A 14380-nucleotide genomic window follows, 5' to 3' on the forward strand; every position below is an offset into this window, starting at 1 on the left:
AAATTTAATCTATAACTTATGATATCAAACCGCTCTATTGCAGCGGTTTGATTCTATTTGGATCACAGTTTCCCCGTAATAAATGCGATAAAAATGACGTTCTTGTTAAATTTTCATACTTCTTACACTTGGGAGTTGCAATCGGGCAATGAACGATGCACTCTCGATGACCACTAATTTGCTTAGGATAAAAACAATGAAATTGATCAAGCCTTTAACTTGTGCGCTTGCTCTCGCAATGAGTGGCATGGCATTCGCAGATGTAACCGTGAGTGTTCCTGACAACGTTTCAGTATTAGCGGCTAACGGTGAAAAAGCAGACCTTTCGGGTGGTTTTTTCGCCTCGGAAAGAACACTAACGTTACCTGATGGCGTTAACCAAGTCGTATTTCGCTTCGCCCCTTACTTTAACCAAGGCAATGACCGTTTAAGTGTTGAAAGCGATGTTATCGTTACACGATTTGACGCTGCCAATGCCGAGCTGACGCTACAAATGCCAGAATACCGCAACCTTCGCGATGCGGAAGAAAAGATCAAGGACTTAGATTGGAAACTGGTTGATGATTCAGGCAACACCGTCGCCGTTGAGCAAGACAAATTGATCAAACCGGGTATGCAAATCGGTCGTGATTACGTGCGTGAAGTGGAAAGCTACAACAAAACAGGCGGCGTTGCTGCTATCGCTGTTGCTGGTGCAGCCGTTGCTCAACCAGTCACACTACCAGCAAAGATTCCTGAAGATATGCAACAAGCAAGAGCGACTGCGGTTAAATCAGATTCGACAGCAGAAGAGATGCTGCACTTCTGGTACCAAAAAGCAGACGCAGAAACCAAAGCTCGCTTTAAAGCGTACGTTAATCAACAATAAGTCTGATTGACTCTATCGATATTAAAAAAGCCACTTCATGTGGCTTTTTTGATCGAACAAGCTAGGACGTTTGAACGACTTTGGTATTGGTGATCATCATGTGTTCAATATGGTTATATCAATTTAACCAAACGCTACCAGTAACGCTCATAGATGATATTGCCTCCTGTTTTAGGACGATACTTTTCCAACCCAAGATCTTGTAAGACTGGCAAGGTATCTTTGATCATCTGCGGGTTCCCACACATCATGACAAAACTACTTTGAGCAGAGAATGGCACATCAGCAGCGTTGGACAGTCTACCCGATTCGATGAGTTCGGGAATTCGACCTTGTAACTGGCCATCCACCACTTCCCTACTGACTATCGGGATGTACTTTAATCTGCCTTCATATCGTTGCTGTAGTTGCTCAATCAGATATTTGTAGACCAGATCTTTTTCGTAGCGAACCGCATGAACAAGCACAATTCGCTCATTATGGGGTGGTAAGTTTATATCATCCAGTAGCGATAAAAACGGTCCAATACCTGTACCTGTAGATAGCAGCCACAGATCATGAGCCTGTTTAGGAATAGAGTCGTGGATTAAGTCACCATGTGCGGTCTCACCAACATAAATACTATCACCAGATTTAAGCTTTTGGAGCCTTGGGGAAAGTTGTCCTTGAGGGTCCGCTACTATTAGGAACTCCAACCAATCGAACTGTTCGCTTGGTGCATTAACCACAGAGTAAGCACGGCTGATCGGCTTGCCCTCATCATCTAGCAAAGCAAGCTTGGTGAACTGGCCGGCTTTAAAGGTAAGAGGCGCGCCTGAGACCCTTAAACTGAACAGCTCGCCAGTCCAGTCAATGCGTTTTTCCACCTTGGCTAGATTGAAACCTTTCAGCTCAGTCATGAGACACCTCCTATTTGGTTACTCTTAGTTAAACTTACGCCTTCAACTCGATTATGTAAAGTTTCTAGTTTACATAATAAGATTGCCATTTCATTTCACATTTTAAAAACAATTTTATTACATATTAAATGATTACATCTAGAATAAATGCTCAAAGTGATAAGTCGCGTCGCAATTTGTGGCAATGCAGATGAAAAAGGAGCACTAAAAATGGACACACTGTTAAAGGACTTTCCCGTTATCACAGAGATCAAAGTCGCATGGGGTGAAATGGATGCTCTGCAACACGTCAATAACGTTGTCTATTTTCGCTACTTTGAGACGGCGCGTTTAGATTACTTCAACAAAATTAATCTGCTAGTCGACCTGCAAACCTCGCAAATTGGGCCAGTACTGAGCGAGACGCAATGCCGCTACAAGCTTCCTGTCACTTACCCAGACACGTTATTAGTCGGCTCGCGCGTGATCGACATGCAAGAAGATCGCATCACGATGGAATACCAAGTGCTGAGTAAGAAGTGGGGTAAGATTGCGACCATCGCCACCGCTACTGGTGTGATGTTTGATTTTAAGAACAACGTAAAAGCGGCGATTCCAGACCACGTTCGCCAGTCGATTTTAGACTTGGAAGGAACTGTGGGTAGCACGCATCATTTAGAGTAGCAAGAAACGAGAGATTAAAGGCGAGGTTCCCGACAGCGCTTCTTCATCGCTATCGGGAATAATGCTGAGGTACTATTCCAGCCTACACGATAAGAAAAGCTGCGTCATTCTAGCGAGCCATAGCGAGACTAAGAATCTACTTACCGCTTGCTGCAGACCCTAGAGCGATGAATAAACTCAATACAATCTGAAGGTAGATTCTGAATCACGCTTTAGACATAACAGCAGAGCTACTCTTCCAGCCTACGCGATAAGAAAAGCTGCGTCATTCTAGCAAGCCAAAGCGCGACGAAGAATCTACATACCGCTTGCTGCAGACCCTAGAGCGATGAATAAACTCAATACAATCTGAGGGTAGATTCTGAATCACGCTTTAGACGTAACAGCAGAGCCACTCTTAAAGCCCACACGATAAGAAAAGTGACGTCATTCTAGCGAGCCAAGGCGAGACTAAGAATCTACATAACGCTTGCTGCAGACCATAGAGTGATCAGCAGAACGTCTCGATATATAGCGCTTCCACCTTATCTCTTGCCCATTGCGTTTTACGCAAAAACTTCAGCGAAGATTTGATCGACGGATCTTTCTTAAAACAGTTCACTCGAACGCGCTCATACATGCCATTCCAACCAAAGTGTTCAACTAGTCGGGTGACGATTTTCTCTAAACTCAACCCGTGAAGTGGGTTATTCGGCTGCTGTTGGCTCATGCTATTGATCCGGTAAAGTGAAGTTTCGCGCTAATCTAACTCAAACTCGCCGTGCAACCTAATGTTTTAACCTTGAATTGGCCTACGACTCTCCCCTATAGTAGCCCAAACTTCTTAAAAGTCCTTTTCATTATGAAAGCCCTCAACGACCTCAATATTTTTGTCGAAACCGCGCGCCAAGGCAGCTTTTCAAAAGCAGCTAACAGCATGGACATGACACCTGCCGCCATTAGCGCATCGATTAAGCGTCTTGAAGGGCAAATCGGTTTCCCGCTGTTTGTGCGTTCTACCCGAAGCCTGCGTTTAACCTCAGAAGGCGAACTGTTTTTAGACAAAACCACGCAAGCGTTGGCAACATTGCAAGAGGGGTTGGATCAGATCTCAAGTGCGCGTGGTGAGTTATCTGGTCAACTGCACATTACTGCGCCCTCCGATTTTGGTCGCAATATGTTGCTCGATTGGGTGGATGAGTTCATCGATCTCTACCCAAATGTTTCCATCAAACTAGAGCTGTCCGATAGCTTGACGGATATGTACACCAAGCCTGTCGATATTGCGATTCGCTACGGCGAGCCGGCCGACTCCAATCTGGTCGTGTTGGCTTTGTGTGGGGCAAACGAACGGATCTTATGTGCATCGCCAGAGTACGTAGCTACACATCCAGAACTCACCTCTCCTGCCGATTTAACGCAACACAACTGTTTGTGCTATATGGTCGCGGATTCGGTCTACAACAAATGGACGCTCACACGTGACGGCGAGAAAGAACAAGTCGTGGTCAGCGGTAACTTGATGAGCAACGATAGTGACTTGCCACACCGGTTAGCAATCAAAGGCAAAGGCATTGCGAATAAATCGTTGATGGACATCAGCCGAGACTTAATCGAGGGAAGATTGGTGCGAGTGTTACCAGAGTGGGATTGCGGCCCAGTGCCACTCTACATGGTGTGTGCCGATCGTCGCTTACTGACGCCAACGATTCGGACTTTCCGCGACTTTATCCAACAAAAATGCTGCCAGCAACGCGCCAACGTGCTGGCAACCTTCTGTCATTAGGCGATAAATCGAAGAGGACGAATCTGGGTATATTCAACCCAGTCGTTCTCTTCCAATGTTTCAAGAAACGTCGCCATGTGCGGGCTTTGCAAATGCTTATCCAAGGCCTCTTGCGATGCCCAAATCTCTTGGAACATAAATAGGCCTTCAACTTTTTCGTCGAGATACAACTCGTATTGGCAACAGCCTTCTTCTTGACGAGTTGGCTCTAGTAAACCAGCAAGCAAATTCACCACCTGATCCTTGCTGTCCGGGTAGGCTTTCACTTCTGCAACTAAGTGGATCATCGTTCTATCACTCTTTTGCGATTTATATATTGATTACAGGGTTCTACGTCACCTGTAAGTAAGCTCGAATTAGATCTCGGTGAATACGGTTTCTGCGTCCCAGCGAGACTTTGGCGTTTTCGCGTTGAAGTCATCTTCCGCGTGGTAGCCAAGCGGCACGATCACAACACTGGTGTAACCTTTTTCACGCAAGCCAAATTCTTCATCCAGCACTTTTGGATCAAACCCTTCAATTGGCACTGCATCGATTTCTAACGTCGAAGCACCCAACAGCAACGTACCCACGTTGAGGTAAACTTGTTTCTCCATCCAATGGTTTGCATCTTTCAGATCAAAACGGTGCATGTTCACAAAGTAGCCACGACCACCACGCACAGCCGCTTTCGCTTCTTCAGTTGGGAATCGGCCATCTTTTTCTTCTTGCGCCATTAGCGCTTCAATGTAGTCGTTATCAATGCCTGTTTTCGCACAAAATACCAATACGTGAGAAGCGTTGAGAATCTTCGCCGCGTTAAACGCGTAGTTCTCTTGCGCCGCTTTAGCGATGCGCTGTTTGCCTTCTTCTGTGCTTGCCAGAATGAAATGCCAAGGTTGAGAGTTCACACTCGATGGACTAAAACGAATCAGCTCTTTAACTGCATCGATTTTTTCTTGAGATAGCTTGCGCGTTGGGTCAAACACTTTCGTTGAGTAACGAGATTTTGCAGCTTGTACGATATCCATGAGGTTCTCCAATTAATGAATTTAAGCTGTGTAACAGCATAACCTCATGAGATAAAGGGAAAAACCGATTTCGATTAAAAACATTTTCAAAATAAATTTGAAAATATAACGATAAGAAAGGCTTTGAGCGTTCTCACTGAACTTCTTCATCTTTTCAGCAATAATGCATGTTTGCTCGCAACCAAACTCAACTCATGCTGCCTCAAGATAACGTTATTACATCCTTTCTGTGCAAAAAGCTCGGTCACAATCACCTGAGAATTGCCGGCGAATATTGGCACATTGAGAAGTTGGTTGCCTTGCAATGCATGATGTTGAAAGAAGCGCCTAACCTCCAAGAAGGGCTGCTTTGGTGGAGTAAAAGTGTTTCATTATTCGACCGCCGTTTGTACGTCACATTTCAACATGGTGATGCCCAAATCCATCTGCAAGTCGAATGCAGAACGGCCGATATGCCAAATTGGGCGGAGTCGGTGTTTGGCTTGCTCAAAATGCAGTTGGAAATGCTTGAGTTAAGCGAATCAATACAGGTACAAGTTCACGCCAACAACCCACTCGCGGCCGATATTTTTCTAGGGGAAACGCGAGATTCTAAAACGAGTTCAAGCGTGTTTGACTTGGTGAAACATGTTTATTTGCTGCTTTCTCACCAGCCAATTGAACAACCAGAATTGCTGAGTGTTTTGAACGCCTTGTTCATCAAAAACAGTAATTACGCGCTCAAGTTAGAGCAAGCGGCAAGGCAACTGGGCGTCTCCAAACGCACCCTGCAACGTCGACTGCAAGAAAAGCAAATGAGCTACTCTCAATGCGTTGATTTCGCTAAAAGAAAGCAAGCACTCACTTTGCTTGCCGATACCCAACTCACGACGCAGCAAATCGCCTATCAACTTGGTTACGAAGAACCATCGAACTTTCACCGCACTTTTCGTCGTTGGTATCCGTTTTCACCCATGCAGTATCGCCAACAATGTTTGGATAACCGAACTCAGCTAAATCAGCAACCGATCCGCTTGTACTACGCCAAAGCCAATACCTTCGACGATAACCACATCGACCAACCTGTCGGCAAAATCTGGATGGAAGTGGACAATATTGCGTTTGAAAAAGTGGTCTCGGTAGAATGCCGTGACCGTGATGGCGCATGGCGGCGCTACCCCGCCTTCTTCGAGCGTTTTTTAAGTCATGGCACCGAACTCTGGGCAACGACCGAACTTCCGGTAGCGCACCCCCTTACCTTTCGCCTTTGTTATGAAGTCGATGGGGAACGTTACATTGAGAATAACCACCAGCGTGACTATGTGGTTTCTAAGGGGCTTTTAATTGGCGCAACGGAATACATTGTCCCGACTCGGCAGCTTATTAATATTGGGGTGCAATACACGCTCTTTATCGAACTGGCATGCCGACTTGAAAACGTTTCGAGGATTGACTGTTACGTCGATGATGACCCCACACCTCACGCAATGCGCTTGACCCAACACTCGCTACATTATGCTTGTTGGGTGCTGCAATTATCGCTCACTCAAACTGCAAAGCAGTGCCGTTTCCGCCTTTATGATGAATCCGACAACGAGCTCGCGAAAGATCATTACCCGATACAATATCCTATTGTGCAACCGCTCAATTAAAACTGTCGGTCAGATCAAAGTCGCCGCTTCGTGACATCATTTCACGTCTTTTTTGGCGTAAATTGACACTCTCAATTTCAAACCTTTGCTTTATCGTTTCTGCATTGCTGCATAACGGAGGCAAAAACTGTGTTTGAAACTCTACCTAACCCAATGAATAAAATAAAAATACTTCCTTTAGCGATCACTCTTGCTCTTTCTGGCTGTGGAAGCGACGAAACCACACCAATCGATACAGGCAGCCACGTGGCATCTCCTGATTGGCAAGATCAAATCATTTACTTCCTGATGATCGACCGTTTTAACGACGGCGACAACGCTCTCAATGATCAAGGGCAAAACGAATTCGATCCGACGTCGGATAAAAAATTCAGCGGCGGCGACCTCGTTGGTGTGAGTGATAAGTTAAGCTACATCGAAGATCTCGGTGCCACATCGATCTGGATTACTCCGCCAGTTGCAAACCAATGGTGGGATGCAGAGCAAAACTACGGCGGCTACCACGGGTACTGGGCGCGCGATTTCCAAAAAGTGGATGAACACTTTGGTGACATGGAAAGCTACCAAGCGTTAGCACGCGAAGTGCATGCGCGTAACATGTTCTTAATTCAGGACATCGTGACCAACCATTTAGGCAACTTCTTTACCTACGATGATCCTTACAGTTATGATCCAAGCCTACCTTGCCAAGGCTTCCGTTTGATTAAAAATGCACTGCCCGCCGGACAAGAACTGCCGTACCCACTCAACATGAACGAGTGTAAAACAGACGGCACAGGCAGCTACCACAGGACGCCAACCATCACCGACCACAACGATCCGGTACAAGAAAAAACCTGGCAGCTCTCTGATTTGGATGACCTTAATACGTCCGCTCCTGAAGTACGCGCTTATCTAAAAGAGAGCTACCGAAAATGGATTCGCGAAGTCGGCGTCGACGGATTCCGTATCGATACGGTGAAGTTTGTTGAACACGATTTCTGGAACGATTTCCTACACGCCGACGATGGTGTGATGACGCAAGCGGTTGATACCGGTCGTGACAACTTCCTCACTTTTGGTGAAGTATTCGAAACATCTACGCCTTACCACACCGAAGGCGAAGAGAAGATGCTGACTTACATCGGTGAAAGTGGCTCGCCGAAACAGCTAACCTCGGTACTGAACTTCCCATTGCAAGCGACCATGACGCGCGTATTTGCATCAGGACAACCGACCGACTATTTACGTTTCCGTCTTGAGAAAATGATGGAGATGTTCCCAAATCCATACATCATGCCGAACTTCATTGACAATCACGACATGCCGCGTTTTCTGTCGCAAGGTAGCGTGAATGACATGAAACAAGCACTGATCACCATGATGAGCGTGCCGGGTATTCCTGTGATTTACCAAGGTACAGAACAGGCGATGTCAGCGGCGCGTGATGCGATGTTCGCCGGAGGGTACCGTGAAGATGGCAACTACGTAGACTCGTTCGACCAAAACAGTGAGATGTACTTGTTTATTCAAGAACTGGCCAAGCTACGCACTGAAAACAAAGTCATGACACGTGGCGAAATAAAAGTGATTGGCAGCGATAAAGCGGGTGCGGGCGTGTTCGCCTTTACCCGAACGTTGGATAACGACGAAGTCTTGGTTGTGATGAACACATCCAACTCGCCGATGTTGATGAACCAACTCGATGTAGAACAAGTTGGCGGCACCGTCTTCCAACAACAAATCATGTCGAACTGGGCAGAAGCTCCAGAACAGTTAATCGCAGATGAAAATGGTCACGTAACCCTTGAGCTACCAGCCAAGTCTGCAGTGATTTACTCAAAAACAAGCAGCAATCAATCTGTAGATACGCCAGACCTCAACATCCAACTAGCGCAGGATTGGGAAGGACAAACCATCACTGGTGATATTGTTATCGCGGGTAGTGCGAACGCCAACGAGAAGTTGAACCTCGTCATCGATGGTAACTTGGAAACAGCGCAAACCATTACTGTAGGCGCTGATGGTCAGTTTAGAGTCACGCTGTCGACTCGTCACTTTGCTATTGGCGAACAACAGCACCGCTTCGCGATTTATTCCACCGAGAAAAAAGCAGGCATCGAGGACGTGAATTTTGTCTCGAACCTAAGCTGGTCAAGCTCGCCGGATGACACCATTGATGATGCGGGCGATGCACAAGACGGCATGGGCGGTCCTAACGGTAACTACTCATTACCAACCGATCCAACGTTCGACAAAGACAACAGCCAACTCGCAATCAACAAAGCAGAGGTGTTTACCGTTGGCAGTAACGTACGTTTGACCTTCACCATGGACAACATCACCGATACTTGGTTGCCGCCAAACGGCTTTGACCACGTTGGTTTCACCATCTTTATTGATTTACCGGAAGAAGCCGCAACCAACTTGTCTGAGCTACCGAAGGTCAACGCTTCTATGCCAAGCGGAACCTGGAGTCGCAATGCGGTTGTTTTTGGCTGGCAAAGCTCGATTTACAACACCAAAGGAGCAAATGCGACGACATGGGGAGAAGCCGTAACGCCAGCACCAACAGTGACAGTAGACAAAGCCAACAACACCATTTCAATGGACTTTGCTAGCGATGCACTAGGCCGCCCAGATTCGCTCGATGGAATCCGATTCTATGTCACAACTTGGGACTTAGACGGACTTTCAGCAACTTACCGTCCGCTAGAACAAGACAAAGGCCCTTGGAACTTCTCCGGTGGCGCATCGGATGAAAGTAAGATTTGGGACGATTTACCAATCATCACCTTGTCGGAATAAACCGTTAAATAAAACACCGCCCAGCGTTTAGCTGGGCGGGTCATCAACAAAAGAATGCAGAAAGACACTTCTGCTCGTTTTTATTCTAGCTAAAGAACGATTTCACCCACAGCACCAAACTGTCCCAAAGCTGACCGAACCACGAGCCCTCTTCTACCGCTTGGCTGCTGACCAGGGGATAACTCGCCACGGTACTGTCATCGCTTTTCCAAACGACCTTACCAATCTCATCCCCTTGCGCGATCGGTGCAATCAACGGTTCATTTAACACCACACTCTTATCAAGCCCAGCCGTCATAGAACGAGGCAGAGTGAGATAGGCATCTTTGGCGAAGATCGCCTCAACTTGATTGGCATTTCCCTTCCAAACGCGAACTTTAGACTCAACCTGCCCTTGTTTGGCAACTTGTTTGGTGTCATAAAAACGAAAACCATAACTGAGCAAATTCTTGGATTGGCTCGTTCGAGCCTGCTTACTTGGCGTGCCCATCACTACCGAAATCAATCGCATTTTCCCTTCTTTGGCGGAGCTCACCAAACTGTATCCCGCATTGCTGGTGTAACCGGTTTTGCCCCCGTCGACATCAATGGAATTGTCCCACAGTAATTTATTGCGGTTGTACTGCGTAATGTCGTTCCACTTGAAGACTTTCTCACTATATAGCGCATACACAGCGGGAACATCGTTGATGATCGACTGCATGAGTTTTGCCATATCGGTGGGTGAGGTTTGGATGCCTTCACTATCGAGACCATGGGAGTTTACAAAATAAGTGTCTTGCAGCCCTAACTTCTCCGCCCAGCCATTCATCAAGGCGACAAAGCCGCGTTCACTGCCTGCAACATGCTCAGCCAGTGCAACGCACGCGTCATTTCCTGATTGGATGATCACGCCGCGCATTAAGTTCGCAACGCTAATTTCATCTTTCGGTTTGATGAACATTTTAGAAGAACCGGGAAACTTGGCCGACCACGCGTTTTCACTCACGGTGACAACATCATCCCATTTCAAACGCCCCGCTTTGATTTCTTGTCCAACTACATAAGCGGTCATCAACTTGGTTAAACTCGCCGGAGCAAGGCCTGCTCGCCCGTTATGCTCGGCAATAATGGCTCCGGATTGAAAGTCCATTAATACGTAGCCTTTTGCCTGTAACTGAGGTGGGTTGGGCGTAACAACGGCAAAAGTAGGTACGCTTATTAAACAAGTCACAATTGTCCATCGAGCCAGTGACACTTTCATCCGACTTCCTCCATGCTCTTACTTTGTCGCAACTCTATTGAGCATAGCTCACTCAACCAGTTGCACCAGTCGCTAATCGTTTCATTTTCTTGAACTTACATTGATTTGACCAAGGTATAGAACTGACGAAGCGATTTGGAAATAGCATTGGTTCTTCACGCCATTCGCAGTAAAGTAGCGCTACCCCTCAATAAGGAAATAAAGATAACAATGAACGCTCAATCATTTATCGACGCAGGATTGCATTACACTCCCCACAGCTTTACCGTTCCTCTGGATTACCAAGACGTGAGTAAAGGCACCATTGAAGTCTTCGCTCGTGCGGTTTGCCTAGTTGGCGATGAAGAATCGACCAAACCTTGGTTGGTTTACTTTCAGGGCGGACCAGGCTTTCCCTCTCCGCGTCAAAACGGCAATAACGGCTGGGTAAAACGCGCGCTCCAAGAGTACCGAGTGTTGCTTCTCGACCAGCGCGGTACGGGCAACAGCAGCGTAATTAATCACCAGACGCTTGCTCACCTCACGCCAGAGCAACAAGCAGACTACTTGAGCCACTTCCGAGCGGATAACATCGTGCGCGACGCGGAATACATTCGTGAGCAATTTGGCGTAGAAAAATGGGCGATCTTAGGTCAAAGCTTTGGTGGTTTTTGCTCCCTCACCTATTTGTCTTTGTTTCCAGACAGCTTGCTGCAAAGCTACATCACGGGTGGCGTGCCATCAGTCTCGCGTCATGCCGACGATGTTTATGAAGCCACCTTCAAACGCACCATGGAGAAAAACCAAGCGTTCTTCCAACAATTTCCAAGTGCGCAACAACTTTGCCAAAACATTGCGAATCACTTGCTGGAAAATGAAGAGTACCTACCAAATGGTCAACGCTTCACGGTGGAACAATTTCAACAAATCGGCATCAACTTTGGTGTGAGTGATACTTTCTTACCAACTTACTATTGGTTAGAAAGCGCGTTGATTGAAGTGAACGGCAAACAACAACTTCGCTATGAGTTCTTGAACGATATGTTGGCGCAACAAAACTTCCAAACCAACCCGATTTACGCCATTTTGCATGAATCGATTTATTGCCAAGGTTTTGCGTCAAATTGGAGTGCACACCGTGTTCGCCAAACCCGACCAGAGTTTAATTATGAACCTGGCAAGCCATTTTACTTTACGGGGGAAATGGTCTTCCCATGGATGTTCGATCAATACGTCAACCTCAAGCCACTAAAAGATGCCGCTGAAATATTGGCCGCGAAAGAAGATTGGACTGCGCTGTACGATCAAACACAACTGGCTCAAAACAAAGTGCCTGTCAGTTGCGCCGTTTACGCTGATGATATGTTTGTGGAAATGGATATCAGCCGAGAAACGCTCGCGTTAATCCCAAACTCAAAAGCGTGGATCACTAACGAGTACGAGCACAACGGTTTACGTGCCGACGGTGAGCGCATTCTCGACAGACTCATTGCCATGGGTAAACAGACCGCAGCTACGTTGAAGTAAGCACGGCAGACGTTAGAAATGCGCCTTTTCAGTATTTGGTGAAAAGGCGTTTTATAGCGGTTTATGAACAATGGCGATCAGTCTTTCACTCTTTGTCCCTCACCACTTTATGTCTAAAACTGCGACATGTCCTTTCCTTGCCAACTGATCCGATTATTATTTTGTAGCTCTTGCGCACAACTTTAATGAAGAGCCGAAGAAGGAATCACAGTACAAATTTAAACCAAAAGTGTCGAGTTCAACTTACCTTGTTCTCTACAATTTATGCTTATAATTTGAACACATAGCGATTTTACCCGCGTGACGCTTTGCCGCATCAAAACACCGCTACATCCCGCCTAGCCATAATATCCGCATAATTTGTCCGTATTTCCGACTAATTTAGTCAGGTATACTTCGTGCCGCTAAAATTTTAAGGTCGTTGACCACCTGTATTTTTAAAGGAAACCTCATGAGTCAGTATGTAGTTTGTGCGCTGTACAAGTTTGTTGAGCTGAATAACTATCAAGAACTACGCGAGCCATTACTTGCGTTGATGGAAAAACACCATATTCGCGGAACATTACTGCTGGCAAGTGAGGGCATCAACGGCACTGTTGCCTCTGATCGTGCAGGTATTGATACGCTACTGGAGTGGCTAAACAACGAGCCTCGTTTGACAGGCACCGTATACAAAGAGTCGTACTCTGAGACCCAGCCATTCAATCGCACCAAAGTGAAATTGAAAAAAGAGATCGTAACATTAGGTGTTGAAGGCATAGACCCTCGCCACGTAGTGGGTACTTACGTGAAACCTCAAGAGTGGAACGATCTTATTGCTGATCCTGAAGTGTTTGTTGTCGATACACGTAATGATTACGAAATCGAGATCGGCACATTCAAAGGCGCTGTAAACCCAAATACTGAAACCTTTCGTGAATTCCCAGACTATGTAAAAGAAAACATGGACCCGGAAAAGCATAAGAAAGTGGCGATGTTCTGTACCGGTGGTATCCGCTGTGAGAAATCAACTGCTTACATGAAAGAACAGGGCTTTGATGAGGTCTACCACTTAGAAGGCGGCATTCTTAAATATCTTGAAGAAGTTCCTCAAGAAGAGAGCATGTGGGAAGGTGACTGCTACGTTTTCGATGGCCGTGTTGCAGTAAACCACCAGCTAGAAAAAGCAGATTACGATTTATGTAACGCTTGTCGTCTACCGATCACTGAAGAAGACAAACAGTCAGAATTGTTCGAGCAAGGCGTGAGCTGCCCGAAATGTCACGGCACGCACTCAGAAGAGCAAATTGCTCGATTCCGCGAACGTGAAAAACAAATTGTTCTTTCAGAACAGCGAGGCGAGCAGCATGTTGGTGGCGAAAGTGCCAAGCAAAGAGAAGCTCGACGTGCCGCTAAGTACGCACAAAAAGAAGCTCAGCGTAAACAAGACTAAGCTCGACTCTAATTCTATTTTAAGCGAGCTGCCGTAAGGTGGCTCGCTTTTACTATGCACCAACACTCTTTCAATACAATTTTGTATCCCTCACCAAAACCTCTAGTTGATTGTCTCTTTTGCCTTCGGGTAGCCCCACCATCTCATCATAAGCACTTTTATGTACTAAAACCTGCTTATTTGCTTTGATATTCTTGCACTTCTTTTGCATCTCGATAAGGGAATGAGCCCTCAAAAAGATACCGTTGTCATCAGTGATGAATTGCGCTTTCCCATCAACTACGACAGATGCTTGATACAATGCGAGATCAAGCGAGTGAATGATCAATTTATCTACGTAGAAGAACTTTTCTAACTTACTCAGTGGTATCGACATGTCTCACCTCCTTGTGAGCAACCTCTACGTTTTAATGAACAAAACCGATCATTAGGTGAGATCTCTTCGGATCATTGTAAGCGTCTACGAACCGACTCATTGACTTTCTAATATCTACGCAGATACCGCCAACTAAGGCGGTATCTGTCATTCTGAGCGGTATTCTGTAGGGGCGGACTATTCCGTCTTTGGCATTTTCC

General features: G+C 46.3%; 13 protein-coding genes. 7 read left to right on the forward strand and 6 right to left on the reverse strand.

Annotated elements, in window-relative coordinates; genetic code table 11:
• Positions 1-196: 196 nt before the first annotated feature.
• Positions 197-868 (forward strand): DUF2057 domain-containing protein, encoded by a 672-nt coding sequence (locus tag FKN08_RS19805; protein ID WP_048625417.1) that lies wholly within the window; start codon positions 197-199, stop codon positions 866-868.
• Positions 869-1002: 134 nt separating this feature from the next.
• On the opposite strand, the gene FKN08_RS19810 is transcribed toward FKN08_RS19805, so the two are convergent.
• A complete protein-coding gene (locus FKN08_RS19810) occupies positions 1003-1767 on the reverse strand; it encodes a ferredoxin--NADP reductase (RefSeq protein WP_006740782.1) in 765 nt (254 codons plus the stop codon).
• Positions 1768-1977: 210 nt separating this feature from the next.
• Here FKN08_RS19810 and FKN08_RS19815 point away from each other — a divergent pair, with 210 nt between their 5' ends.
• Positions 1978-2430, forward strand: coding sequence for a thioesterase family protein (locus tag FKN08_RS19815; RefSeq protein ID WP_005374933.1), 453 nt, complete (start codon positions 1978-1980; stop codon positions 2428-2430).
• A 490-nt stretch (positions 2431-2920) separates the two neighbouring features.
• On the opposite strand, the gene FKN08_RS19820 is transcribed toward FKN08_RS19815, so the two are convergent.
• A complete protein-coding gene (locus tag FKN08_RS19820) occupies positions 2921-3139 on the reverse strand; it encodes a VF530 family protein (protein ID WP_005374929.1) in 219 nt (72 codons plus the stop codon).
• A gap of 132 nt (positions 3140-3271) precedes the next feature.
• On the opposite strand from FKN08_RS19820, the gene FKN08_RS19825 reads away from it, so the two are divergent.
• Positions 3272-4195, forward strand: a complete 924-nt coding sequence (locus tag FKN08_RS19825; RefSeq protein WP_020838235.1) for a LysR family transcriptional regulator — start codon at positions 3272-3274, stop codon at positions 4193-4195.
• Here FKN08_RS19825 and FKN08_RS19830 read toward each other — a convergent pair.
• The gene (locus FKN08_RS19830; RefSeq protein ID WP_005480132.1) at positions 4192-4482 is read right to left on the reverse strand and encodes a putative quinol monooxygenase; all 291 of its coding nucleotides are present in this window, start codon (positions 4480-4482) and stop codon (positions 4192-4194) included. The genes FKN08_RS19825 and FKN08_RS19830 overlap by 4 nt on opposite strands.
• A 69-nt stretch (positions 4483-4551) precedes the next feature.
• Positions 4552-5205, reverse strand: a complete 654-nt coding sequence (gene nfsB, locus FKN08_RS19835; protein ID WP_170892757.1) for an oxygen-insensitive NAD(P)H nitroreductase — start codon at positions 5203-5205, stop codon at positions 4552-4554.
• A 167-nt stretch (positions 5206-5372) separates the two neighbouring features.
• Here nfsB and FKN08_RS19840 point away from each other — a divergent pair, with 167 nt between their 5' ends.
• The gene (locus tag FKN08_RS19840; RefSeq protein WP_170892758.1) at positions 5373-6836 is read left to right on the forward strand and encodes an AraC family transcriptional regulator; all 1464 of its coding nucleotides are present in this window, start codon (positions 5373-5375) and stop codon (positions 6834-6836) included.
• 129 nt (positions 6837-6965) lie between these two features.
• Entirely contained in the window at positions 6966-9623 is a 2658-nt protein-coding gene (locus tag FKN08_RS19845) for an alpha-amylase family glycosyl hydrolase (RefSeq protein ID WP_170892759.1), read from the forward strand.
• A gap of 85 nt (positions 9624-9708) precedes the next feature.
• On the opposite strand, the gene FKN08_RS19850 is transcribed toward FKN08_RS19845, so the two are convergent.
• The gene (locus FKN08_RS19850; protein ID WP_170892760.1) at positions 9709-10866 is read right to left on the reverse strand and encodes a D-alanyl-D-alanine carboxypeptidase family protein; all 1158 of its coding nucleotides are present in this window, start codon (positions 10864-10866) and stop codon (positions 9709-9711) included.
• A 210-nt stretch (positions 10867-11076) separates the two neighbouring features.
• On the opposite strand from FKN08_RS19850, the gene FKN08_RS19855 reads away from it, so the two are divergent.
• The gene (locus FKN08_RS19855; RefSeq protein ID WP_170892761.1) at positions 11077-12372 is read left to right on the forward strand and encodes an alpha/beta fold hydrolase; all 1296 of its coding nucleotides are present in this window, start codon (positions 11077-11079) and stop codon (positions 12370-12372) included.
• A 451-nt stretch (positions 12373-12823) separates the two neighbouring features.
• Complete coding sequence (locus FKN08_RS19860; protein ID WP_170892762.1) at positions 12824-13804, forward strand: rhodanese-related sulfurtransferase; 981 nt, start codon at positions 12824-12826, stop codon at positions 13802-13804.
• 70 nt (positions 13805-13874) lie between these two features.
• On the opposite strand, the gene FKN08_RS19865 is transcribed toward FKN08_RS19860, so the two are convergent.
• Positions 13875-14180, reverse strand: a complete 306-nt coding sequence (locus FKN08_RS19865; RefSeq protein WP_005397804.1) for a DUF6482 family protein — start codon at positions 14178-14180, stop codon at positions 13875-13877.
• Between the last annotated feature and the right edge of the window lie 200 nt (positions 14181-14380).

The organism is Vibrio sp. 1-2 (7-a), assembly GCF_013048515.1.
GTDB lineage: Bacteria > Pseudomonadota > Gammaproteobacteria > Enterobacterales > Vibrionaceae > Vibrio > Vibrio diabolicus.

Excerpts from the sequence above, each read along its gene's own strand:
- FKN08_RS19805 (WP_048625417.1), top strand. The coding sequence starts at position 197 with ATGAAATTGATCAAGCCTTTAACTTGTGCGCTTGCTCTCGCAATGAGT.
- FKN08_RS19810 (WP_006740782.1), bottom strand. The coding sequence starts at position 1,767 with ATGACTGAGCTGAAAGGTTTCAATCTAGCCAAGGTGGAAAAACGCATT.
- FKN08_RS19815 (WP_005374933.1), top strand. The coding sequence starts at position 1,978 with ATGGACACACTGTTAAAGGACTTTCCCGTTATCACAGAGATCAAAGTC.
- FKN08_RS19820 (WP_005374929.1), bottom strand. The coding sequence starts at position 3,139 with ATGAGCCAACAGCAGCCGAATAACCCACTTCACGGGTTGAGTTTAGAG.
- FKN08_RS19825 (WP_020838235.1), top strand. The coding sequence starts at position 3,272 with ATGAAAGCCCTCAACGACCTCAATATTTTTGTCGAAACCGCGCGCCAA.
- FKN08_RS19830 (WP_005480132.1), bottom strand. The coding sequence starts at position 4,482 with ATGATCCACTTAGTTGCAGAAGTGAAAGCCTACCCGGACAGCAAGGAT.
- nfsB (WP_170892757.1), bottom strand. The coding sequence starts at position 5,205 with ATGGATATCGTACAAGCTGCAAAATCTCGTTACTCAACGAAAGTGTTT.
- FKN08_RS19840 (WP_170892758.1), top strand. The coding sequence starts at position 5,373 with ATGTTTGCTCGCAACCAAACTCAACTCATGCTGCCTCAAGATAACGTT.
- FKN08_RS19850 (WP_170892760.1), bottom strand. The coding sequence starts at position 10,866 with ATGAAAGTGTCACTGGCTCGATGGACAATTGTGACTTGTTTAATAAGC.
- FKN08_RS19855 (WP_170892761.1), top strand. The coding sequence starts at position 11,077 with ATGAACGCTCAATCATTTATCGACGCAGGATTGCATTACACTCCCCAC.
- FKN08_RS19860 (WP_170892762.1), top strand. The coding sequence starts at position 12,824 with ATGAGTCAGTATGTAGTTTGTGCGCTGTACAAGTTTGTTGAGCTGAAT.
- FKN08_RS19865 (WP_005397804.1), bottom strand. The coding sequence starts at position 14,180 with ATGTCGATACCACTGAGTAAGTTAGAAAAGTTCTTCTACGTAGATAAA.